This is a genomic window from Actinomadura sp. 9N407, assembly GCF_044326315.1.
Lineage (GTDB): Bacteria > Actinomycetota > Actinomycetes > Streptosporangiales > Streptosporangiaceae > Spirillospora.
Window position 1 is genome coordinate 79,154 of the sequence record NZ_JBIRAW010000005.1, and the last position, 21,750, is coordinate 100,903.

General features: G+C 73.4%; 18 protein-coding genes. 6 read left to right on the forward strand and 12 right to left on the reverse strand.

The window, feature by feature from the left end:
* The first annotated feature begins 274 nt into the window (after window positions 1-274).
* Entirely contained in the window at window positions 275-1,870 is a 1,596-nt protein-coding gene (locus tag ACH34Q_RS09900) for a hypothetical protein (RefSeq protein WP_395982509.1), read from the forward strand.
* Between the two features lie 66 nt (window positions 1,871-1,936).
* Here ACH34Q_RS09900 and ACH34Q_RS09905 read toward each other — a convergent pair whose 3' ends face one another.
* The gene (locus tag ACH34Q_RS09905; RefSeq protein WP_395982510.1) at window positions 1,937-4,015 is read right to left on the reverse strand and encodes a HelD family protein; all 2,079 of its coding nucleotides are present in this window, start codon (window positions 4,013-4,015) and stop codon (window positions 1,937-1,939) included.
* 230 nt (window positions 4,016-4,245) lie between these two features.
* Between ACH34Q_RS09905 and ACH34Q_RS09910 the strand changes: the two genes are divergently transcribed.
* Window positions 4,246-4,563, forward strand: coding sequence for a sulfurtransferase TusA family protein (locus tag ACH34Q_RS09910; protein WP_395982511.1), 318 nt, complete (start codon window positions 4,246-4,248; stop codon window positions 4,561-4,563).
* A gap of 10 nt (window positions 4,564-4,573) precedes the next feature.
* Here ACH34Q_RS09910 and ACH34Q_RS09915 read toward each other — a convergent pair whose 3' ends face one another.
* From ACH34Q_RS09915 to ACH34Q_RS09930, 4 genes are all read right to left on the reverse strand, one after another.
* Window positions 4,574-5,494 carry an NADP-dependent oxidoreductase gene (locus tag ACH34Q_RS09915; RefSeq protein ID WP_395982512.1) on the reverse strand — a complete coding sequence of 307 codons (921 nt, stop codon included), beginning with the start codon at window positions 5,492-5,494 and terminating at the stop codon, window positions 4,574-4,576.
* 52 nt (window positions 5,495-5,546) lie between these two features.
* On the reverse strand, window positions 5,547-6,632 hold the full coding sequence (locus ACH34Q_RS09920; protein WP_395982513.1) for a CU044_5270 family protein: 1,086 nt from the start codon (window positions 6,630-6,632) through the stop codon (window positions 5,547-5,549).
* A gap of 14 nt (window positions 6,633-6,646) precedes the next feature.
* Window positions 6,647-7,198 carry an RNA polymerase sigma factor gene (locus ACH34Q_RS09925; RefSeq protein WP_395982514.1) on the reverse strand — a complete coding sequence of 184 codons (552 nt, stop codon included), beginning with the start codon at window positions 7,196-7,198 and terminating at the stop codon, window positions 6,647-6,649.
* A 90-nt stretch (window positions 7,199-7,288) separates the two neighbouring features.
* Window positions 7,289-7,897 carry a class I SAM-dependent DNA methyltransferase gene (locus ACH34Q_RS09930; protein WP_395982515.1) on the reverse strand — a complete coding sequence of 203 codons (609 nt, stop codon included), beginning with the start codon at window positions 7,895-7,897 and terminating at the stop codon, window positions 7,289-7,291.
* A gap of 63 nt (window positions 7,898-7,960) precedes the next feature.
* On the opposite strand from ACH34Q_RS09930, the gene ACH34Q_RS09935 reads away from it, so the two are divergent.
* Window positions 7,961-9,286 carry a hypothetical protein gene (locus tag ACH34Q_RS09935; RefSeq protein ID WP_395982516.1) on the forward strand — a complete coding sequence of 442 codons (1,326 nt, stop codon included), beginning with the start codon at window positions 7,961-7,963 and terminating at the stop codon, window positions 9,284-9,286.
* Between the two features lie 23 nt (window positions 9,287-9,309).
* On the opposite strand, the gene ACH34Q_RS09940 is transcribed toward ACH34Q_RS09935, so the two are convergent.
* Window positions 9,310-9,933 (reverse strand): RNA polymerase sigma factor, encoded by a 624-nt coding sequence (locus ACH34Q_RS09940; RefSeq protein WP_395982517.1) that lies wholly within the window; start codon window positions 9,931-9,933, stop codon window positions 9,310-9,312.
* Between the two features lie 104 nt (window positions 9,934-10,037).
* On the opposite strand from ACH34Q_RS09940, the gene ACH34Q_RS09945 reads away from it, so the two are divergent.
* The 3 genes from ACH34Q_RS09945 (at window position 10,038) to ACH34Q_RS09955 (ending at window position 15,488) form a co-directional block, all read left to right on the forward strand.
* Window positions 10,038-10,748, forward strand: a complete 711-nt coding sequence (locus tag ACH34Q_RS09945; RefSeq protein ID WP_395982518.1) for a Crp/Fnr family transcriptional regulator — start codon at window positions 10,038-10,040, stop codon at window positions 10,746-10,748.
* Between the two features lie 175 nt (window positions 10,749-10,923).
* A complete protein-coding gene (locus ACH34Q_RS09950; RefSeq protein ID WP_395982519.1) occupies window positions 10,924-12,261 on the forward strand; it encodes an oxygenase MpaB family protein in 1,338 nt (445 codons plus the stop codon).
* Window positions 12,261-15,488, forward strand: coding sequence for an ATP-binding protein (locus ACH34Q_RS09955; RefSeq protein WP_395982520.1), 3,228 nt, complete (start codon window positions 12,261-12,263; stop codon window positions 15,486-15,488). The genes ACH34Q_RS09950 and ACH34Q_RS09955 overlap by 1 nt, the downstream gene beginning before the upstream one ends.
* A 3-nt stretch (window positions 15,489-15,491) precedes the next feature.
* Here ACH34Q_RS09955 and ACH34Q_RS09960 read toward each other — a convergent pair whose 3' ends face one another.
* The 6 genes from ACH34Q_RS09960 to ACH34Q_RS09985 are packed head-to-tail and all read right to left on the reverse strand — an operon-like array spanning window position 15,492 to window position 21,617.
* On the reverse strand, window positions 15,492-16,352 hold the full coding sequence (locus ACH34Q_RS09960) for a hypothetical protein (protein ID WP_395982521.1): 861 nt from the start codon (window positions 16,350-16,352) through the stop codon (window positions 15,492-15,494).
* Window positions 16,349-17,107: a MerR family transcriptional regulator gene (locus ACH34Q_RS09965; protein WP_395982522.1), complete on the reverse strand. Its 759-nt coding sequence runs from the start codon at window positions 17,105-17,107 to the stop codon at window positions 16,349-16,351. The genes ACH34Q_RS09960 and ACH34Q_RS09965 overlap by 4 nt, the downstream gene beginning before the upstream one ends.
* 50 nt (window positions 17,108-17,157) lie before the next feature.
* Complete coding sequence (locus ACH34Q_RS09970) at window positions 17,158-18,561, reverse strand: glycoside hydrolase family 5 protein (protein ID WP_395982523.1); 1,404 nt, start codon at window positions 18,559-18,561, stop codon at window positions 17,158-17,160.
* Window positions 18,562-18,601: 40 nt separating this feature from the next.
* Window positions 18,602-19,447 carry a carbohydrate ABC transporter permease gene (locus ACH34Q_RS09975; protein WP_395982524.1) on the reverse strand — a complete coding sequence of 282 codons (846 nt, stop codon included), beginning with the start codon at window positions 19,445-19,447 and terminating at the stop codon, window positions 18,602-18,604.
* Window positions 19,444-20,319, reverse strand: coding sequence for a carbohydrate ABC transporter permease (locus tag ACH34Q_RS09980; RefSeq protein ID WP_395982525.1), 876 nt, complete (start codon window positions 20,317-20,319; stop codon window positions 19,444-19,446). The genes ACH34Q_RS09975 and ACH34Q_RS09980 overlap by 4 nt, the downstream gene beginning before the upstream one ends.
* Window positions 20,316-21,617: an extracellular solute-binding protein gene (locus ACH34Q_RS09985; protein ID WP_395982526.1), complete on the reverse strand. Its 1,302-nt coding sequence runs from the start codon at window positions 21,615-21,617 to the stop codon at window positions 20,316-20,318. The genes ACH34Q_RS09980 and ACH34Q_RS09985 overlap by 4 nt, the downstream gene beginning before the upstream one ends.
* Between the last annotated feature and the right edge of the window lie 133 nt (window positions 21,618-21,750).

A 21,750-nucleotide genomic window follows, 5' to 3' on the forward strand; every position in this document is an offset into this window, starting at 1 on the left:
GTGGCGGCCATAGATCCTGCTCTGCCCTTTTGATGGCAGAACGCTCACTTTCATGGGTGTGTGCTCGATATGCAGGCGGAACGGTCGTGCGGGCGAGGCGCCATTTGCTGTCCGATATCGGACGCCCCTCCGGCGAGCCCCCGCGTGTCGCGTCCCGGCGCCCGTGGTCGGCCGCGTCCCGGGGGCGGAATCGGCGCGGTCATCGCGATCGAATTCATCCCTCGTTCACCGCTCCTGCACCCGCCCGGTGGGAGGGTGCGGGCAGGTTGTGGGCGTGATCGCCAATCTGCGTGGGGTCGCGCGCACGACCTCACGACCCGTCCACGACGAGCCGCCGGAACCGGCGGCGCGCGGCCGGGCCGACCCGGCACGGCTCGTCCCGGCGGTGCTCGTCCTGGGGTGGTCGGCCGTACTGCTCGCCCATCTGCGCACACCCGTCCCGTCGGACCAGGTCAACTACCTGACGGCCGCGGCCCGGTTCCCTGATCCGGTCGAGGCCACCACCGAGATGCATCAGATGACCCGCTTCGGGCTCATCGTGCCGGCCCGGCTGGCGATGGCGGTCTTCGGCCACTCCCAGGCCGCGTACGGGGTGGTGCCCGTACTGGCCACGCTGGCGCTGCTGCTCGGCACCTACGCGCTCGGGACGCTGCTGTTCGCCCGTTCCGTGGGGGCGGCGGGCGGGCTGACCGTGGTCGCGGCCACGCCGGTCTTCGCCGACTCCACCGACCTGCTCCCGGACGTGCTCGCCGTCGGCCTCTTCACCTGCGCGCTGGCCATCGCCGTCGCCGTCCGGCAACGCGACGACCCGCCCGGCCGGCTCGTGCTGCTGAGCATCGGCGCCCTGCTCGGCTGGTCGTACCTCACGCGCGAGTTCATCGTGTTCGTCTGGCCGGTGATCCCGGTGCTGCTCTACCGCAGGGCGGGCCTGGCCGGGCTGCTCTGGACGGCGGCGCCGATCGTGGCGGCGGGCCTGGCCGAACTGCTGCTGTGCTGGCGGCTGTACGGGGATCCGCTCGCCCGCCTGCTGTCGGTCACCGGCCACGGGCAGCGGCCGTCCAGCCCGGAGATCGCCTCCACGTACCGCGACAAGCCACGGATGCTGTACGTCCTGCGCTTCCCCAAGACCCTGCGGACCTACCCCGAAGGCGCGTTCCTCGTCGCGATGCTCGGGCTGACGCTGCTGGGTGGGCTGCTGCGGCCGCGCCGGATGGCCGTGCTCGTCGCGACGTGCGTGCTGCTGTGGGTGCCGCTCACCCTGTTCGGCGGCGTACTCGATCCGAGCGCGCCCAAACTGCGCCTGCAGCTGATCCGGTACTGGTATCCCATCTTCCCCGCGCTCGTGCTCGGCGGACTCGGGCTGCTCTGGCTGCTCGCGCGCGACGTCCCAGTTAAGGAGCGGGTACGAGCCGTCCTGCCCGCCGTGCTCGTGTTGACCGTGGCGGCCACCGTCACGGGCACCGCCGCCCGCTCATGGTGGGGCGCGCCGGGCACCCGGATCGGCGGCGGCACCCAGCTGGAGGCGCTGCGGTCCTGGATGCACGACCGGGACGGCACGTACCCGCGGATATGGACCGACCCGCGCACCCGCAAGATCCTCCCGATCTACCGGCAGGGCTTCTGGGGCGGGCCGGCCTGGTCCGCCGAGATCCAGGCGGTACGGCCCGGACAGCCTGCCGCGCCACGCGCCGGAGACCTCGTGCTGTTCTACGACACCGAGCGCGGGCACACCTGCTCGCTCTGCAAGAGGTCGGCCCGGACGGTGTGGGGCGACATCGTCCGTCCCCGACCCGGCTGGCGCGAGGTCTTCGCCACCCGAGACCGGGTCGTCCGCCTGTACGAGGTCGGCGCGGAGGGCCGCGCTCCCTGATCCCGCGCTGCGTCCAGGACGATCCGGCGCCGGCCCCGGTCTACGGCGCGGGCCATGTCGGCCGGGTCACGCGGTACGGAGCGGGTCCGGCAGCGGCTCGGCGTGCAACACGTGCAGCGCGCTGACCGCCCGCGTGAGCACCACGTACAGGCGGTGCAGGCCCCGGGGCTCGGCCGCGACGATCCGCGCCGGTTCGACCAGGACGACCGTGTCGAACTCCAGTCCCTTGGCGAGCGTGGCCGGGACGCACACGAGCCTGCCCTCCTCCAGGGCGTTCTCGCTGTCGCCCAGCAGCGCGGGCGCCAGGCCCTCGGCGGCGAGCCGCTCATGGACCGTGCGGACGGCGGCGTCGGCCGCGATGACGCCGACCGACCCCTCACGTTCCAGGCACTCCCGGCAGGCCGCGACCACCGCGTCCGGCAGGTCCTCGGCCGCTGCCGGGGTGACGCGCAGCGCGCCGGGGGACCGCCGGGCCGAGGTCGGCGCGCCGAGGCCCGGGGCGATCACGGGCAGCAGCCGGGCGGCGTAGTCGATGATCTGCGCGGGCACCCGGTAGCCGCGCGCCAGCGTCTCCAGCCGGGCGTCCGGCTTGCCGAGATGGCGCAGCAGCTCCGGCCAGTCGCCGGTCGCGGCGGGGCTGGTCCCCTGCGCGATGTCGCCGAGCACGGTCAGCGAGCCGGTCGCGCCGCGCCGCCCGATGGCGCGGCACTGCATCGGGCTGAGGTCCTGTGCCTCGTCGAGCACGATGTGGCCGATCGAGGGCGTGCGCTCGATGAGATCGCCCAGCTCGTCCAGGAGAGCGGAGTCGGCGGCCGCCCACCTGGCCGACCGCCATGACCGCGCCGGCTTGCCCCACAGCAGCAGCTCCTGCTCGTCCGGCGTGAGGTCCTTCTTCGCCGCCTTCGCGAGGAACGCGGCGTCCGACAGCAGCCGGAACAGCACCTGCTCAGGGACGAGCTTGGGCCAGACCTGGTCCAGCAGCCGCCGGACCGGCTGCGAGCGGGCGACCGCGTTGTGGGTGCGGTCGTCGGGCGACTCGCCGCGCCGCTCCATCTGGACGAGCACGGCGTGCGCCAGCCGCTTGGCCGCGGCCGTCCGCCCCGGCCCGTACCGCATCGAGCCGCGCAGGGCCGCGACGATCTCGCTGACCTCGTGGTCGGCCACCCGGTGCCGGTACGTGCCCTTGGCGTACATCAGGCCCTCGGCGGGCTTGGTGACGTGCAGCCACAGCGCCCGGCGCAGGACCGCCGCCATCCGGCCGTCGCCCTTGAGCCGCGCGACCGCCGGGTCCTCGGGACGGTCCGCGCCCGCCCGGCCGATCAGCTCCTCGACGGTGGTCTGGGTGACGTCGACCTCGCCCAGCGCGGGCAGCACCCGCCGGATGTAGGACAGGAAGGAGCGGTTGGGACCGACGACCGCGACGCCGGTCCGGCCGAGCCGGTCGCGCTCGGTGTAGAGCAGGTACGCGACGCGGTGCAGGCCGACGGCGGTCTTGCCGGTGCCCGGAGCGCCCTGGACGCACACGGTCTGCTCCAGCGGCGCGCGGACCAGGTCGTCCTGCTCGGGCTGGATGGTGGCGACGATGTCGCGCATCGGCCCGGAGCGGGGCCGCTCGATCTCGGCGGCCAGGAACGACGACGCGGCCTCGGCCGCACCGTCGGCGCCCGGCCCGGCCAGCGGCTCGTCCTCGTACGCGGTGAGGTCGGCCGCGCCGGAGAACCCGTACCGGCGCCGCAGCCGTACCCCGTGCCGGTCGTCGCGGGTGGCGCGGTAGAACGCGGTGGAGACCGGCGCCCGCCAGTCGATCACCAGCGGATCGCCGGCCCCGTCGTGGACGTGCCGCCGCCCGATGTAGAGGCGCTGCGTACCCACCTCGGCCTGGTCGGCGTCGAAGTCGAGGCGCCCGAAGAACAGCGGGACGTCGGGGAGGTCGACCAGGGCCAGCGCGCGCAGCTCCCGCGCCCGGCGCTGGTAGTAGCGCTCGGTGTAGTTGTCGTTGTCCTCGGCGGCGGCGGTCAGCTGCGTCTCGGTGGTGACGACGTCGTGATGCATCCGCTGGAGAGCGGTGCGGGCGGTCGCCAGGTACGCGCGCTCGGCGCTGATCTCGGGGTCTTCTTCGGCGGGCAGGGTCGCGGAAACGGCCATGGGCGTGGGGCCTCGGCTTTCGGCGGAAACGAGTGCGGATTGGAGGCGGCAGACTCCGGATCTCGCCCCGGAAGCTGCTCTCCGGTTCGTTTCGACCCTCAGCGCGTGTGGCGTGCGCCTACCTGAGAAGTGGGGGGAAGAGCCCAGTACTCTAGCGCTTCCCGCCGTCGGGGCCAAATCGTATTCGGGACGCCTTAGGATCGGCTCAGACCTGGACGGAAGGCGGGGCGATGCTGGGCGAGGACGGGGAGGGCGGCCGGGCGGAGCCCGTGGCACCGATCGTGATCGACGGCGGTGACCGGTCCTGCGTGCGGCTGCTGCTGGAGCTGCGCGGCAGGCTGGCCGAGCTTCCCGAGGGGACGATCGTGCATCTGATCGCGAGTGATCCGGCCGCGCCCCTGGACCTGGCGGCCTGGTGCCATATGACCGGCCACGCCTACCTCGGCACGGTGCCGCCGCCGTACGGCGACGCGCCCGCCTACGGCCTGCGCGTGGCGGCGACGGCCCTTCCGACCCGTCCCGAGTCGCCCTGGCGCCCGCTCGACTAGACCACGGGGACTAGGCCACCGTGAGGACGATCTTGCCCGTGGTGCGGCCGGTCTCGCCGCGCTCGTGCGCCCGGGCCGCCTCCTCCAGCGGCAGCACGGTGTCGATCTCGGCCCGCAGCCGACCCGCCCCCGCCAGCGCGGCGATCGCCTTCATCGTGGCGTGGTCGGGCTCCACCAGCAGCACCTCGCTGCGGACGCCGGCGTCCTCGGGGACCCGGACGTCGCGCGGCGTGATGGTCACGATGACGCCGCCGGGCCGCATCGTCCTGACCGAGCGCGGCCCGTAGTCGCCGCCGATCGTGTCGAGGACGACGTCCACGTCCCGTACGGCCTCGGCGAAGTCGGTGCTCCGGTAGTCGATCGGCTCGTCCGCGCCCAGCTCGCGCAGCAGCGCGTGCTTGGGCTCGCTGGCGGTACCGATCACGTACGCGCCCCGCGCCTTGGCGATCTGGACGGCCAGATGGCCGACCCCGCCCGCGGCGGCGTGGATCAGCACCCGCTGCCCGTTCCCGAGCCCGGCGGTGTCGACGAGGGCCTGCCAGGCGGTCTGCGCGGCGAGCGGGAGCGCCGCCGCCTGGACGTGGTCGAGGTTCGCCGGCTTGCGGACGAAGCGCCGGGACGGTGCGGTCACGTACTCGGCGTAGGCGCCGGCGCCCTGCGGGTACGTCAGCATGCCGAAGACCTCGTCGCCCGGCTTGTGCAGGGTCACGCCGACGCCGGTGGCCTCCACGACGCCCGACAGCTCCCAGCCGAGCACGAACGGCGGCTGCCCGAGATACAGGCCGCTCGCCCGGTGCTTCCAGTCGGTCGGATTGACGCCCGCCGCGTGCACCCGTACCAGGACCTCGGTCGGGCCCGGCTCCGGCCGGTCCTTCTCGATCACCTTGAGTACGTCGGGTCCGCCGAGAACGTCCTGGCTGATGGCTCGCATGCCCTCGAACCTACCGGGAAGGGCGGGCGCGCCGGCGACGCGCCCGCCGCTCTCAGCCCAGCCGGGCGCCGAGCCGGTCGACGAAGCCCATCGCCTCGTACGTCGTCGCCTCCCTGCGGTCCTCGCCCTCCCAGGTCGCGTGCTCCAGGAGCGCTCCGGTGGCCGGCGCAATGATCAGCTGGGACCCGATGCGCGCCCCGCCGTCCGTGGAGGCCGGCGGTACCACCGCGATGCCGTGCCGGCCGAGCGCGTCCGTGACCCGGCCCTTCAGCCGGATGCCCGGCTGCTGCGCCAGGACCTTGTAGAGCGCCCCCTTGGTCTTCGGCGAGAGCGGCCCCGCGAGCAGACTGTGGGCGATTCCCCAGACATAGCCGCGGAAGCCGCCCACGTACCGGTTCGCCGCGTCCTTGCGGTCACTGTCGTACTGCTTGCGCAGGAACGCTTCCAGGCGGGGTGCGTCGGAGGGCAGGGCCGCCAGCTGCTTCAGCGTCATCGGCCGGTTCCCGACCTCGAGCCGTCCGTCCTTTCCGTTCCAGACCTGCTCCTTGTTGGGCCGCGCTCCGTGGTACGGGGAGCCCGCCTTCCGCCATCTCGCCTGGTCGCCGGCCGTCGGGAACGTGGTCGTGGTGACGCCGCTGCTCTTGCGGATCGTGCCGCCGACCCAAACCTCCCCGGGCGTGACGAGGTGGACGGTGTACGGGAGCCGCCTCCTGACCTTGCGGCCGTTCTCCACGACCGTATGGTGACCGGCCATCAGCGAGGTCTGCCGCGTCCGGACGTACCAGTAACTTCCCGTGCCGGCCGGTGCCTTCTCCGCCGCCTGCGCGCTGACCAGCAGGAACTTCCGGGCATCGGCGGGCGTGGCGGGCCCTTGGCCGACGTCCGGGCCGTTGCCGCCGGTGGCGACGACGGCACCGGCGCCAACGGCGCAGGCCGCCGCGGTGGCGCCGGCGAGCAGCAGTACCGAGCGCCGCCGTTGCGTGCCGGTGCGCCGCGTGCCGGTTCCGGCCGGGGCGGCGCGCATCGCCAGGGCGAGGTCGCCGTCACGGCGCCGCTCGTACGCCTCGTCCGCCAGCTCGTCGAGCACGGCGGGCCGGAGCGCGTGGAAGGTCCGGTCGGGATCGATGGTCTGCTTCATCTTCGCTCCTGAGGTCATCGGGCCGCCTCCCGGGCGACCGTGGCGGTGCGGGGGCCGGGGGCCGCGCTGGAACCGTGCCGGTCGAGCGCGCGGGCGAGCCGCTTGCGGGCGCGGTGCAGCCGTACGAGAAAGGTCGGTGCCGAGCAGCCCAGCACCGCCGCGGCCTCCCGGGGGGCGAGGCCGTGCCAGTTGACCAGCGCCAGGATCTCCAGGTCGCGTTCGGGCAGCGCGGCGACGGCGGCGAGCGCGACGTGCCGCTCGACGACGTGGTCGGCGATGTCCCAGGCGGCCCGCTCGTCCGGTCCGGCCAGCTCGGCGGCGCGTTCGGCGAGCATCCGCCGGCGCTGGCTGCCGTCGCGCTGCTTGCGCAGCAGGTTGCGGGCGACGCCGAGCAGCCACGGCAGTGGCGTGTCGCCCACCTCGCCCAGGCGGCGCCAGGCGATGAGGAACGTCTCGCCCGCGATGTCCTCGGCGGTGTGCGGTTCTGCGTGGGTGAGCGCGTATGCCAGGACGCGCCGGTAGTTCTCGTCGTACAGGCGGGTGAACCGTGAGGCGGGATCCTCCACGGATGCCCTCCGTCCGGGTGTGGGGTCAGTGTCGTGGAGTAGTCCCTCGGCGGACGCTTTCCTTACACCCGGATCGGCTGGATTCCTGGTTCAGGACGGTCCGACGCGCCTGGCGATGAGGCCGCGCTTCGTCCCGTGTTCGGGGTCCGGTACGTCCTGCTGGTCGAGAACGGTGAAGCCGGCCGGGAGCAGGGACGCGGGTTCGCCGGGCGCCAGGCACCATTCGGCGGGGAGCCGGGGCCGTACGCGGCGCGCGTCCACGGTGAACGCCTCCCAGGCGAGCAGGCCCCCGGCCGTCACGGCGTCCGCCGCCGGAGCGAACACCGCGCGATCCCAGTAGCCGGTGCACAGGACGAGTGCGAAGCCGCCGGGCACGGCCGACGTCCATTCGCCGAGATCGGCGTGGATCAAGGTGATCAGGTCGCGGACGCCACGGCGGCGGGCCTCCGCGTCGAGCAGGGCGAGCGCCACCTCTGACACGTCCACCGCCGTCACCCGGCGCCCGTGCTCGGCGGCCAGCAGGGTGCTTCCCGATGGGCCGCACGCCAGATCGAGGACGGGGCCGTCCGGCGGCGGCTGGGACAGCGCCCGTACGGCCAGGCGGTGCGGGGTGAACGAGGCGCCCGCGGTGCCGTATTTCCCGTTCCAGCGGAGGCGGTCCGGGTGTCCGGCCAGCTCCGGCGGAACCTCGTCGTCCATGGCCCGAACCCTACTGCGGCTTGACGATGTATCAGGGACGGCCGCTCCGTACTCTCCACCAATATGGAGCCATCACGCCCCCACCGGCCGCTGACGGTGGACGACATCGTGCGCATCGCGTCGTACCAGGATCGGGAGCCGTCGCATGAGGCCAGGGTCATCGCTTTCGCCTACCATCGCCTGGCCCTGGACCTGTCCCGCCACCTGGGACGGGACGCGAACAACTGGTACTGCTTCGCGGTGTGGGCGTCCAAGACGGTCAGCGAGAACCTCGACCTGTCGGAGGGCTCGCCGTTCCTGGCCGAGGCGGGGCGCCGGCTGAACGTGCCGAACGCGCTGCGGCGCCCGTTCCGGCACGTGCTGCTGGCCCTGCTCGGCCCGAGCTACCGGCTCGGCCTCGCGCTCGCCAACCGGGCGATCTTCCTGGAGATGGGAAGCCTGGCCGCCGACCTGTGGGCCGGCGGGCCGGAGTACTCGGTACGGGTGCGGGAGTCGCGGGAGGCGGAACGTCCGGGCGGCGGTGCCCCGGCGGGCGAGGGGGCGCCCGCCCAGGCCCGCCGCCCGGCGTTCCTCACCCGGCTGCTGTCGCCGGCCGACGAGACGCTCCTGGACACGGTGGTGGAGATGTTCACCAGGGCCAAGGACGAGCCCGACCCCGCGCTGCGGGCCGAACTGGTCCTCGGCGCCAACGTCGCGCTGGTCGCGTACGAGCAGCAGCGCGCGCAGCAGGCCCTGGAGCTGGTGCTGTACCGGCCGCCGCGCTGGCTGATGCGGGCACCGTGGCACTGGCTGCGCGGCGTGCTGACCGGGCAGGCGCCGCATCGGCTGGAGGTGTACCTGGCCCCGCACGCGTCGCAGCCGTGGCCGGTCCGCCAGGCCGAGCGGTGGTGGGCCGGGTTCTACACGCGGCACATGATGGGGATGGTCACGCCGATCGGGCGGATCCGACTCGGCCGGCCGCTCCCGCCCCCGCGGAGAGCGGCCACCGAGCCGCTGTGGGCGCCCATCAGGGACGCCGATGTGCGCAAGCTGATCGAGGACTACGTCCCGGACCCCGAGAGGGCCGCCGACGGCGTCACCGACTGGCTCGACTTCGATGACCGGATGCGGTTCATCGTCGCCTTCTTCCGCACGTACCTGACCGTCCCCGAGCTGTTCGCCGCGCCGTTCGTCCCGCCCACGGCGGACGGGCTGCTGGCCGACATGGACGACGGGCAGGTCCCCGAGCCGTTCCGTGAGTGGCGCCAGGGCCAGGCGACCCGGCGCCGGACGCGGGTACCGATCCTGCGGCAGCTGTACCGCTCGCCGCTGCGGGCCGACCCCGACGCGGACGCGCTGGCGCGGGTCGACCTCGCCGCGTTCTCCGACCGGCGCCCGCTGAGCCCATGACGTCCCTCCATTTGTTCCCCAGGTCAGACGAGCAGGTCCGGCGTGACGCCGCGTTCCTCGAGCAGGCCGCGCAGCCGGACGAGGCAGCGGGCCCGCGACGGTCCGATGCTGCCGATCGGGCGGCCCAGCTCGCGGGCCACCTCGACGTAGCGCAGCTCGGGCCGTTCGGCCAGCAGCCGGAACAGCTCGCGCTGCGTGGCGGGCAGCTCGTCGGCGGCCTCGGCCAGGGTGCGGTTCAGCCAGGTCCGCGCGAGCCGGCGGTCGACGGAGGCCGCGTCGTCGTCGCCGGGACGGTCGACGGCCTCCAGGTCGTCGACGCAGACCTCCCGCGACCGCCGCAGCAGCCGCAGCGACTCGCGCGCGGCGATCGTCGCCAGCCAGCTGCCGATCCGCCGCTCCTGCTCCAGCCGGCACAGGTTCTGCAGCGCCAGCAGCCAGGTGTTCTGCAGGACGTCCTGCGCGTCCTCGCGGCCCAGCCGGAACCGCCGGATCCGGGCCCGGAGCATCCCGCTGTGGCTCTCCACCAGCCGCTGCCAGGCGTCGGCGTCGCCCTCGCGGGCCGCGGCGACGAGGGCGATCAGCTCCGCTTCCGCGGCCGGCGACGCGTCCCTGCCCGCGGTCCCTGAACGGAACGGATCTGCGGTCATGGGACGAGGGTCCGCCAAGATCGCAATTCGCGCTGTTTCCGCGGACACAGTTCCGCTGTCATCTGCGGCACATTCCCGGCGCACCCGGCCGTACAGTGCCATTCATGGAGACGCAGGACGAGCGGGTGGCCGGCGTGCTGGCGGCCGTTCCGCTGTTCGCCGTGCTCGGGGAGGCCGGGATCGCGGCCACCGTCGCGGCCGGGCTGCTGCGCCGGCACGGCGCCGGCCAGGTCATCTTCCATCAGGGCGATCCCGGCGACCGGCTCTACGTCGTGGTGGACGGGCTGGTCAAGGTCGTCTTCGCGACCGAGCGCGGCGCCGAGATCGTGCTGGACACGCTCGGCGGCGGCGAGACGTTCGGCGAGATCGCGCTGCTGGACGGGGCGCCGCGCTCGGCGTCCATCGTCGCGGCGGAGCCGACCTGGCTGTTCTCGCTGTCGCGCGAGCAGCTGCTGGCGCTGATGCGCGAGCATCCGGCGCTGGCCGACGAGTTCCTGCTGATGCTGGGGCGGCTGGTGCGCCGGCTGACCGAGCGGGCCGCCGACACCGCGTTCCTCGACCTGGGCGGGCGGCTGGCCAAGCTGCTGCTCCAGCTGGCGGGCAAGCACGGGACGCGCGGGCGGCCGGGGGAGCCGGGCGGCGCGGTCATCGACCGCAAGCTGACCCAGTCCGACCTGGCGGCGCTGATCGGGGCGTCCCGGCCGGCGGTCAACCGGGCGCTGCGCTCGCTGACCGCGCGCAAGGTCATCGCGATCGAGGGCCGCACGATCGTGCTGATGGACATCGAGGCGCTGCGGCGGCGCAGCACGCCCTGAACGTCCCCGCACGCCTCTTATCGGAATGGCCGGATAGGGACACCCATGTATCTGTACCGGAGAATTCGCGGACCCGCCGTTAAAATGTCGCTGTCAATTTCCGCTGCCCAGCGCTCATGGCGGAACCGCGATAAACGGCGTTCAGCGGATCCGGTCGACGGCGGGGGATGACGTCATGGGTGCGGGGGCCACCGAACGCTGGACCGACGCCGGGTTCCGGCGGCTGCGGGCGATGGCCGATCCGGAGATCGACGCGATGGTCGCCGGGTACCGGCGCGACCATCCCGAGTTCGCCGACTCGCGCGCGCTCGTCCGGTCCCTGATCCGCGACCTGGGCCGGATGAAGGAGCAGGCGCGCGGCGCGGTAGCGCCAGGCGCACCGCGGGCGGCAGCGCCGCCGGACGCCGTGAAACTCCTGGACGAGCTCGCCCGTGACACCGGGCTGCCCGAGTGGGGGCACGACGCGGCCCTGATCGAGCGCGGCCAGCGCGTCTTCACCCAGTACGGCCTCTACCAGTCGGTCTCGCTGTTCTTCACCGCGCTGCCCCTGGCGTACGCGGCGCCCGCCGGTGCCCGGGTGCTGGCCCACGTGTCCGACCTGGCCACCGGCGACCTGACCAGACGGGTCGCCGAGACCGGGCAGATGCTGATCGACGTGATGGGCCTGGAGGAGGCGGGCGCCCTGGCTCCAGGCGGCCGCGGCCACACGTCGGCGATCGGCCTGCGGCTGCTGCACTCGTGCGTACGGGCGCTCCTGCTGGAACGCGACGGCCCCGACGGCTGGGACACCGCCGCCGACGGACCGCCCGTCAACCAGGAGCTCCTGCTGGCCACGCTGCTCGACTTCTCCCTCGTCGCCTGGGAGGCCATGGAGCGGATGGGCGTAGACCTGAGCGAGGAGGACCGCGCCGCCAACCTCTACGCGTGGAGCGTCTTCGGCCACCTCATGGGCGTCGAGGCGTGCCGGGACGCGCCGCTCACCTTGGCCGACGTGGACGCCATCAGTGCCCACCTCGGCCGCGGGCTCGCGCCCACCCCCGAGGGCAAGCTGCTGATGGCGGCGCTGCTGGAGGAGATGGAGGGCTTCATGTTCGTGGGGTGGCGCCAGCTGCCCCGCAGCCTCGTCCACTGGCTGTTCGCCGAGGCCGAGCACGGCGTACGCGACGTACCGCGCATGCTCGGCGTGCCCCGTCCCGCCTGGTGGGCGGCGCCCATGTTCGCCACCGCCCGCGCCGCGCACCGGATCTCCTGGCTGCCCGACCTGCTGCGGCCGGTGGTCCGCGGGCTGATCCGCCGGGCCGGCCGGATGGTCGTGATCACCTACGCCGACCGCTACTCCGGCGGCGGTGCCCCGTTCCAGATCCCCGGCCCCCTGGCCCGCCGCTGGCGGCTCCGGCAGGCGCCCGCCGCGCGGCGGGCCCGCGGCGTGCGGCGCAAGGCGCGCCGGGCCGTCCGGGCACCGCTGGCCCCGCTGCGCCCGCCGCGCCGCCGGCGGGACGAACGGACGACGTGATGGGGACCCCCGCACCCGGCGCGCTGACCACCGCCACCGTCCTGTTCACCGATGTCGTCGACTCGACCGCGACCCGGGCCCGGCTCGGCGAGCGGCTCGCCGACGGCCATTTCGAGGGGATCTACAAAGCGCTGTACGGGGCGGTCACCGCCGCCGGGGCCGTCTACACCAAGAGCCTCGGGGACGGGCTGATGGCGGTGTTCGAGTCGGCGACGGCGGGGCTCGAGGCGGCGACCGCCGTGCAGCGCGCGATGGCCGGCGAGAGCGAGCGGGCAGCCGAGCCCGTCGCCGTACGGGCCGCGCTGAGCGTCGGCGACGTCCGCTGGCACGAGCACGACATCAGCGGGCTGCCCACGGTCGAGGCCGCCCGGCTGGTGGACCTGGCCGGGGGCGGCCAGGTGCTGTGCACGGAGCTGGTGCGGCGCCTGGCGCGGGGCCGCGGCGGGCACGAGTTCAAGGATCGCGGGCCGCTGCCCGCCAAGGGACTGCGCGCCCCGCTGCGCGCGTACGAACTGCTGTGGCGCAACGCCGGCGAGGACCCGGCCGTACGGCTGCCGGCCTGGCTGGACACCGGACACGTGCTTCCGTTCGTGGGCCGCGAGCCAGAGCGGGGCCTGCTGGACGGTGAGCTGGCGGCGGCCGAGCTGGGCACCCGGGTGGTGATCCTGCAGGGCGAGCCGGGCGTGGGCAAGACCCGGCTGGCCTCGGTGGCCGCCCGGCGCGCCGCCGACCGGGGCTTCACGGTGCTGGCGGGCCGCTGCACAGATCCGGCGCGGCAGGCGTACGAGCCGATCGCGGCGGCCGTGGAGCGGCTGGCCCGCGACGCCCCGGGCCTGCTGCTGCGCGCCGGTGTCGACCGCAGCTGCGGGCAGCTCGTCCGGCTGGCTCCCTCGCTGGCCGTGCCGCCGCTGGCGCTGGCCGTGCCGCCCGCGACCGAGCCGGTGTCCGAGCGCTACCAGCTGGCCGCCGCCGCGCGGACGCTGATCGAGCGGCTGGCCTCGGTCGGCCCGGTGCTGCTGGTCATCGACGACCTGCAGTGGGCGACCTGCGAGTCGCTGGAGATGCTGCGCACGCTGATCTTCGAGTCCGACGGCCTGCCGCTGCTGGTGCTGGCGACCTCGCGGCCGGTCGCGGCGGACGCGCCGGGCCCGGCCGCCGCCGAATGGCACGCGCTGGAGGCCGAGAGCACGGTCGTCCCGGTGACGCCGTTCGGCCTGGACGACGTCACCGAGGCGCTGCGCTCGGTCGCCCGCCGCTCGGCCGCCGGCGCGGCCCGGCTGCACCTGATCACCGGCGGGAACGCGTACCTGGTCAGCGAGGTGGCCAGGGAACTGGTGGCCGGGCACGAGCTGGACCGGATCGCGGTACCGGACTCGGTCACCCGGATGGTCGTCGCGCGGCTGGCGCGGCTGCGCCCGGAGGCCCGCAACCTCGTCAACCTCCTGGCGGCCGGTGAGCAGATGGGCTCGGCCGCGCTGCGGGTCGCGCTCGGCGCGGGCGAGGCCGACTTCGTCGATCTCGTCGAGGAGGTCATGGCGACCGGCCTGGTCACGATGGCCGCCACCGGGGATTGCCAGTTCTCGCACGAGCTGACCAGGTCCGCGGCGTACCGGGCGCTGTCCCCGCCGCGCGCCGCGCTGCTGCACGGGCGGATCGCCGACGCGCTGCGCGCCGCCGACCCCCAGGTCATGGAGTCGCGCCCCTACGTCGTGGCCACCCACCTGCTCGCCGCCGCGCGCGGCGGCCACGATCCCGCCCGTGCCGCCGAGGCCGCGAGCGCGGCCGGTGACGCCGCCCGGCAGGCGCTGGCCAGGCTGGCGCACCGCGAGGCCGTCACCTGGTGGCGCAGCCTCCTCGAACTGCTCACCCGGGTGCCCGGCTCCGCGCCCGAGCGGCGCGCGGAGGCCCTGGTCCACTGCGGCCGCGCGATGTGGCTGGCCGGGGATCCCGAGGCGCGCCCGACGCTGGCGCGCGGGGCGGCGCTGGCCCGCGAGTGCGGGCGCGGCGACCTGGTCGTGGCGGCGGCGGTCGCCGAGGACCGCGGCTTCTTCAGCATGACCGCCGCCGCCGACACCGGCCGGATCGAGCTGCTGACCCTGGCGCGGACGCTCGTCGACCCGGCCGATCTGCGGGCCCGCGCGCTGCTGACGGCACAGCTGGCGGCCGAGCTCACCTGGGCCCGCGACGGCGAGCGCCGGTACGCGCTGAGCGACGAGGCGGTGGCCCTTGCCCGTGAGTCCGGGGATCCGGCCACCCTCGTCAGCGTCCTCGGGCTGCGCAGCCTGACGGTGATCCCTGCCGAGCCGCTGGAACGGCGCGTCCGCGACGGGCAGGAGATGCTGCGGGCCGCGCTCCGTACCGGGGACGACCTCGCCCTCTTCCACGCCACGTTCCAGCGCATCCCGCCGATCCTCGAACGCGGCGACATGGAGACCGTCGGCACCTGCCTGGACCAGGCCGACGAGCTGGCCCGGCGGCTGGCGCAGCCGCACCTGGTCTGGCTGGTCGGCATGTGCCGTACGGGGCTCATCCTGCTGCGCGGCGACATCGAGGACGCGGAACGCACCTCCGTCCAGGCGCTCGACATGGGGCTCAGGCTCGGCCGCCGGCTGGAGGCGCTGGCCTTCCACGCCGAGCAGCTCGCCGAGATCCGCCGCCTGCAGGGACGGCTCGGCGAGCTGCGCGAACGCCTCCGCCGCGCCTCCGAGAGCCCGCAGATCGATCCCGTGCACGCCATCCTGCGGTTCCTGTGCGAGCTGGACGACGCGGAGGCGGGCCCCGCGCTCGAACGCGTCCTGGCCGCGCACGGCCTCATCCCGCGCGAGGACCTGGCCCAGCGCCCGGCCCTGGACAACCTGGCGTTCGCCGCGTGCCGGCTCGGCCGCCAGGACCTGATCGGGCCGCTGTACGAGGCGCTCGCACCGGATGGCGAGACGTTCGGTACCTCGGCGGTGGGGCACCACTGCGGCCACCACTACCTGGCACTGCTGTCCGCCGCGTCCGGTGCCCCCGACCGTGCGGGCGAGCACTTCGAGGCCGCCGCCCAGGTCCACGATCGCTGCGGTGCGCCGCTGCTGGGAGCCGAATCGCTGCTGGAGTGGGCGGATCTGGTCGACCGTACCGGGATCACCGGCCCGCACCCCCGCGACCTGCGCGAGCGCGCCGCCGGCCTGATCGCCGGCCGGGGCGCGATCGTCCTCGAACGCCGCCTGGCGCTCCGTACCTGAACCTCATCCCTCCAGGGCCGGCTCGGGCGCGGTCTCGGGGCGCAGGGCGTCGAGGGCGGCGCGCGGGGTGTCGGCGAAGAAGCGGATCGTCCGGATCTCGGCCCTCTTGCCGAGCGGGCGGACGGCGGTGACGGGTTCGGTCAGCTCCACGACGATGTTGGTCTGCGACGACACCACGATGGCGAGCCGGTCGTCCTCGATCCTGACCAGGCCGCTCTCGTTGTAGTTGCGCACCTGCCGTACCGAGGCGATCCGCTCGCGCGGGACGCGCAGGTCGAAGAACGCCCCGTACCGGACGCGGAGCTCACCGGCGGAGACGACGTGCGGGCGGGTGACGCAGGCCGCGACGATCGCCAGCACGACCAGGATCGAGTACGCGTCGATCACGAAGACCACGGCCCGCAGGCCCGCCGGCGCACCGACCGCCCGCAGGATGATCTCCAGGCCGAACAGCTCCACCACCATCGCGAACAGGAACGTCAGCATCGTGCCGGTCTGCGCCCCCGAGTACGACAGCGGGGTGGCGCCCGGCGGGACGCCGTCGCGGCGGCGGGCGACCCACAGGACGAGGCTGTGCATGCCCTTGAAGTCGAACCCCATGATCCGCCGCACCGGTTCGGGGACGAGCTGCGCGTAGGTGTCCCGCAGCGCCGCCCGGCGGGGGAGACCGCCACGGCGTCCGGTCCTGAACAGCCGGTACGCGGCCGTGGCCTCCAGGACGAGCACCGCGAGGATCACCGCCTCGGCGACCACGATCACCGGACGGGGCAGCGGCACCCCGGACAGGAGCAGGACCGCGAGCACCAGCTCGGCGGGGACCATCGCGAACAGCGCCGCACGCGCGGCCTTGAGCGTCACGTTCATCTCCCTCGTCCCTTCAGCATGCGCACCAGCGATCGGAAGACCTCGGCCTGCGCGGCCGACAGCTCCTGCGCCATGGCGTCCAGCCAGTGGCCGGTATCGGCGCTCTCCAGGCTCGCGACCATCACCGACGCCATCTCCTCGGGGAGGTAGTCGGCCAGTTCGCGGGCGGTCTCGGCGACGCGCGGGTCGCCCGGGTCGGCGTCGGCCAGCTCGTCCAGCCGCGCGTACAGCTCGTTGCCGCGCTCGCGCATCCCCGGCGCGGTGAGCGGGCGGAGCAGGTCGGTGTACGCGGAGCGGTCGGCCGTACCCGCCCCGGCGTCGGCCAGCATCATCAGCTCGCGATCGAACCTGCCGATCTCGGAGTCGCCGGGGCCCGGCAGATCGCGCAGCACGGACGCCATCGCGGGCGACACCACCGAGTCGGGGTGCAGGTCGGTCTCGGCCAGCAGCACGGCCAGCCGGTCCCGCCGGGCCGCGATCGCGTCCTGCTGCCGGGCCAGGTCGGCGTCCAGCTCCAGCAGGACCTCGCGCAGCTCCCGGCCCCGGTCGTCGGCCAGCACGTCGCGGATCTCGTCCAGCGCCAGCCCCAGCTCGGTCAGCCGCCGGATCCGGGCGAGCGCCACCGCGTCCCGGACCCGGTACTCCCGGTAGCCGTTGGCCAGCCGTTCGGGCTCGGGCAGCAGCCCCTGATGGTGGTAATGGCGCACGGTACGGGTGGACACCCCGACCAGCGCGGCAAGCTCGCCGATCCGCATGCCTTCATTAGAAACGTTGACGCTGCGTCAAGGTCAAACCGGCGGCCTGCTCACCGAGCGCCGCCGGGCCGGCAGCGCTCGGTGAGGAGATCGGCGAGAGGCTCCCGGCGGGTACAGGAGGAGAAGGAGAACGAGTCGGCCAGCGCGTCCAGCTCGCCGTCGTCCAGTCCCCGGAACAGCTCGGCGTACTCGACGGTCAGCGGCTGGGCGAACAGGATGTGGCGCAGCAGGTCGTCGGTGAACTTGCGGCGGCCGAACGGGTAGGGGTCGAAGTCCGGGTACTCCTCGGCCATGAAGGCGTGGACCGGCTCGGTCAGATGCCGCACACCGTCGTCGGTCGACCCCCAGTGGTCGGCCCCCAGCCGGGCCTTCTTGTCCTGGAACGCGCCGAACCGCCGGGTGTACGGGCTGTCGGCGGCGGTGTGGACCAGCCCTTGGAGCCCGACGTCCTTGTACGTCCACAGCGACCAGCCGGCGTCGTGGGCGTCGTAGATGTCGAGCTGGTCGCGCAGGATCCGGTAGCGCTGCGCGTCCCGCTCGGGGTCGCCGGTGTAGACCGGGCCGAACTCGCCGACCCAGATCGGGGTGCCGGTACGGCGCTGGTACGCGGTGCGTTCGAGGAACTTCTCCTCCAGCTGCCCGCGATCGACCCAGACGCCCTCCGTACGACCGGGATAGGGGCCGCCGTACACGAAGCCCGCCAGCGCGTAGTCGTGGCAGGTGTAGATGGTGTTCTCCCACGGCTCGCCGAACATGTCGAAGCGGGTGGAGTAGGTGTTGCCGTCCAGGAAGAGCGTGTGCCGGGGATCGGCCTCGCGGACGGCGTCCACCAGCCGGGCGTAGAACGGCCCGATGATCTCGCCGGTCGGGTCGGCCGGCTCGTTCAGCAGGTTGTGGCCCGCGATCCAGGGATGGCCCGCGTACCGGTCGGCGATGACCTGCCACAGGTTGACGACGCGGTCCTGGAAGTGGGCGTGCTCCCAGAAGGCCGGAATGTGCGAGGGGTTGTCGCTGTGCCAGTGGTGGTTCTGGGCGCCCGGGGCCGCGTGCAGGTCCAGCACGCTGTAGACGCCGTGCCGGGCACAGGTGTCGATCACCCGGTCCAGCTGCTCGAACCCCGCCTCAAGGATCTTGAACGGGGCGCGGTCGTCCTCGAAGTGCCGGTAGTTGAGCGGCAGCCGCACGCAGTTCAGCCCGAGCGAGGCCAGGTAGGCGGCGTCGTCGTCGCCGAAGAAGGCGGTGAGCAGGCGGTCGAAGAACCGGTGGTAGCGGTCCTCGCCGAGCACGCCGCGCACCGCCCGGCGCATCAGCGTCTCGGTCGCCGGATAGCCGGTGATGAAGTTCTCCATGTTCATCCAGCCGCCGAGCCCGACGCCGCGCAGCCGCACGGGGGCGCCGGTGGCGTCGGCGAGACCGCTGCCGGCCACCCGGAGGAACCGCTGGTCATCGGTCATGAGCACTCCTTCTTCCTTACGAACGCTTCCTTGCGGACGGTCATTTGCCGAACCCGGCGGTGAGCCCGCCGACGAGGCGCCTGCGCCCGATCACGTAGAACACGAACACCGGCAGCACCGACAGCGTCATCGCCGCCATCAGCGCCGGAACGTTGGAGGTGAACTGGCCCTGCAGGCTCCACAGGCCCATCGTCAGCACCCGCCGGTCCTGCGACTGGGTCAGGACCAGCGGGAACAGGAAGCCGTTCCAGGCGTTCACGGCGACGTAGACGCCGACCGTCACCAGCCCGGGGCGGCTGAGCGGGATCACCAGGGTGCGCAGCGCCCGGACCGGGCCGCCGCCGTCGATCGCCATCGCCTCGTACAGGTCCTCGGGGATGTCGCGCAGGGTGCTGGTCAGGACGAGCACCGCCATCGGCAGCAGGAACGCCACCGTCGGCAGGATGATCCCGGTGAGCGAGTCGTACAGGCGCAGCCGGGTGATGATCAGGTAGACCGGGACGATCACCGCCTGGGCCGGGATCGCCAGCCCGAGCAGCAGCAGTGAGAAGCCGGCGCGCAGCGGCCGGCCGGTCCCGCGCACGATCGCGTACGCGGCGGGCAGCGCCAGCAGCAGCACCAGTGCGACCGACGCGGCCGACACGATCACCGTGTTGAGCAGGTACCGGCCGAACCCGCTGTCGAGCACCGTGGCGTAGTTCTCCAGCGTGGGGGACGAGGGCGGCGCGAGCGGGCCCGCCGTCAGGTAGTCCTCGCGGGTCCGCAGGCTCACCGCGACCAGGTAGTAGAGGGGCAGGCCCACCACCACCAGCCATGCCAGTGCCGCGAGCGCGGCGAGTGGGTTGGTTCGCCGCGCCAAGGCGGCGATCGTCGGGAACGGCGTCACATGCCCTCCCGCCGGCTGCGCATGGAGGAGAAGCCCGTCGCCCGGACGATGACGATGGACAGCGTCGTGCCGACGACGACGAGCACGACGGCCAGGGCGCTCGCGTAGCCCATCTCGAACGAGGAGAAGCCGGTGAGGTACATGTGCAGCGGCAGCACGCGGGTCGCGGTGCCCGGCCCGCCCCCGGTCATCAGCAGGATCGTCTCGAAGTACGTGAACGACCCGACCAGGATCAGCACCGTGGAGGACACGACGGTGTGGCGCAGCTGGGGAAGGGTGATCGAGAAGAACCGCCGGCCCCGGCCCGCGCCGTCGATGGCCGCCGCGTCGTACAGCGTCCGCGGGATCTGCCGCGTCGCGGCCTGGTAGAGCAGCACGTGGAACGGGACGAACTGCCAGGACACCACGAGCACCACGGCGGCCAGCGCCCGGGACGGCTCGCCGAGGATGTTGCCGTCCCGGGCCGCCAGCAGCGGGCCGACCAGGTCGGCCAGGCCGAAGTTGGGGTCCAGCAGCGCCTGCCACAGCAGGGCGACCGCGGCGTTCGACATCAGCAGCGGGATGAAGAAGACCGCGCTCAGCGCCGCCCGGCCCCGGCCGCGGCCGGCGGCCCAGACCCCGAGCAGCAGGCTGATCGGGGTCTGCACGCACCACGCCCCGGCGGTGAGGATGAGCGACAGCCGCAGCGAATCGGGCAGCGTGGCGTCCTGGCCCATCCGGGTCCAGTTCGCCGTGCCCGCCCACTGCGGCGTCCCGAGCCCGTTCCACGTCGTGAAGGCGAGCACCACGACCAGCACCATCGGCACGATCGCGAACACCACGAAGTAGGCCAGTGCGGGCGCCGCCCAGATCACCCCGGGGCGCTGTCTCACTTCGCCTTGCCCATCGCCGCGCTGAACTCCCGCGGGTCGATCTCCTTGAGGAAGAACTTCTGCAGGTTGGTGAGCAGCGCCTGCGACACCGACGGCGTGAGCGCCTGGTCCCACGACTGGGTGAAGTCGGGCGCGGCGCTCACCAGGGAGTAGATGAACGTCGCGTACGGGGCGTCGGGCCCGCTGCGCAGCTTCGGCTCCAGGCCCTTGATCGCCGGGACCTCGCCCACGCTGATGAGGCCCTGCACGTAGGCGTCGGACGTCATGGACTCCTTGAGGAACCTGATCGCGCCGGCCTTGTCCTTGGACGCCGCGCCGACCGAGTAGAAGTTGGACGGGTTGCCGACGACGTTGCGGGGATCGCCCGTACCGCCCGGCACGGACGGGAACGGCGTCCAGCCCATCCGGCCCTTCTTGACGAAGTCGGGGTTCTGGCCGAGCTGCGTCGCGTACTCCCACGACCCCATCAGGTGCATGGCGGCCTTGCCCTTGGCGAACAGCGTCGAGGCGCCGCCCACGTCGTAGTCGACGCCGCCGAAGTTGGTACCGAACGCGCCCCGGTCGATCAGGTCCCGCAGCATCGACAGCGACCGCGCGACGGCCGGATCGCTCCACGCGCCGGGCCTGCCGTCCATGATCGCCTGGAAGGCGGCCGGGCCGCCGACGCGGTCGAGCAGGTACTCCAGCCACATCAGCTCGGTCCAGCCCTGCGAGCCGGCCAGCGCGAACGGGGTGATGTCGCGGGCCTTGAACGTGTCGACGAGCTTGAGCACGTCGTCCCAGGTCTTGGGCGGCTGCGCGCCCGCCGCCTCGAACACGTCCTTGTTGTGGAACAGCACGATCGGCTGCATGCCGCGTTCGGGGACGCCGTAGTAGCGGCCGCCGATCCGCGCCGTCTTCATCACCACGGGCAGGAACGCGTCCCGCCACGCGGGGTCCTTGTCGAACTCCGGCGTGAGGTCGGCGACCTGCTTGGCGCCGACGTACTGCTGGAGGTGGCCGCCGCCCCAGTTGAAGAACACGTCGGGCGCGTTCGGCGACCCCATCGAGACCTGGAGCTTCTGCTTGTACGGGTCGTTGAGGAAGGTCTCCAGCCGCACCTTCGCGTTGGCGGACTTGTTGAACGCCTCGACGCCGGCGCGCTCGACCTTGTTGACGGCGTCGCCCTGGAGCGTCCAGACCCTGATCTCCCCGGGGGCGCCGCCGCCCGCCGGTCCGGAGGTCCCGCACCCGCCCGCCGCCAGCCCGGCCGCGGTGATCAGCGCCAGCCATCTGGCGCCACGACGATTCCTGAACACCTCTCGCACCTCCTGAGGCGCCGCCCCCGGACGACCGATGTTCGAAACTTTCCCGATATATTTCGGAAACTAGAGTCGCTCCTGTGTCGTGTCAATAGATGTAGTTCCGATTGATATCGGTGGACTCCATCGA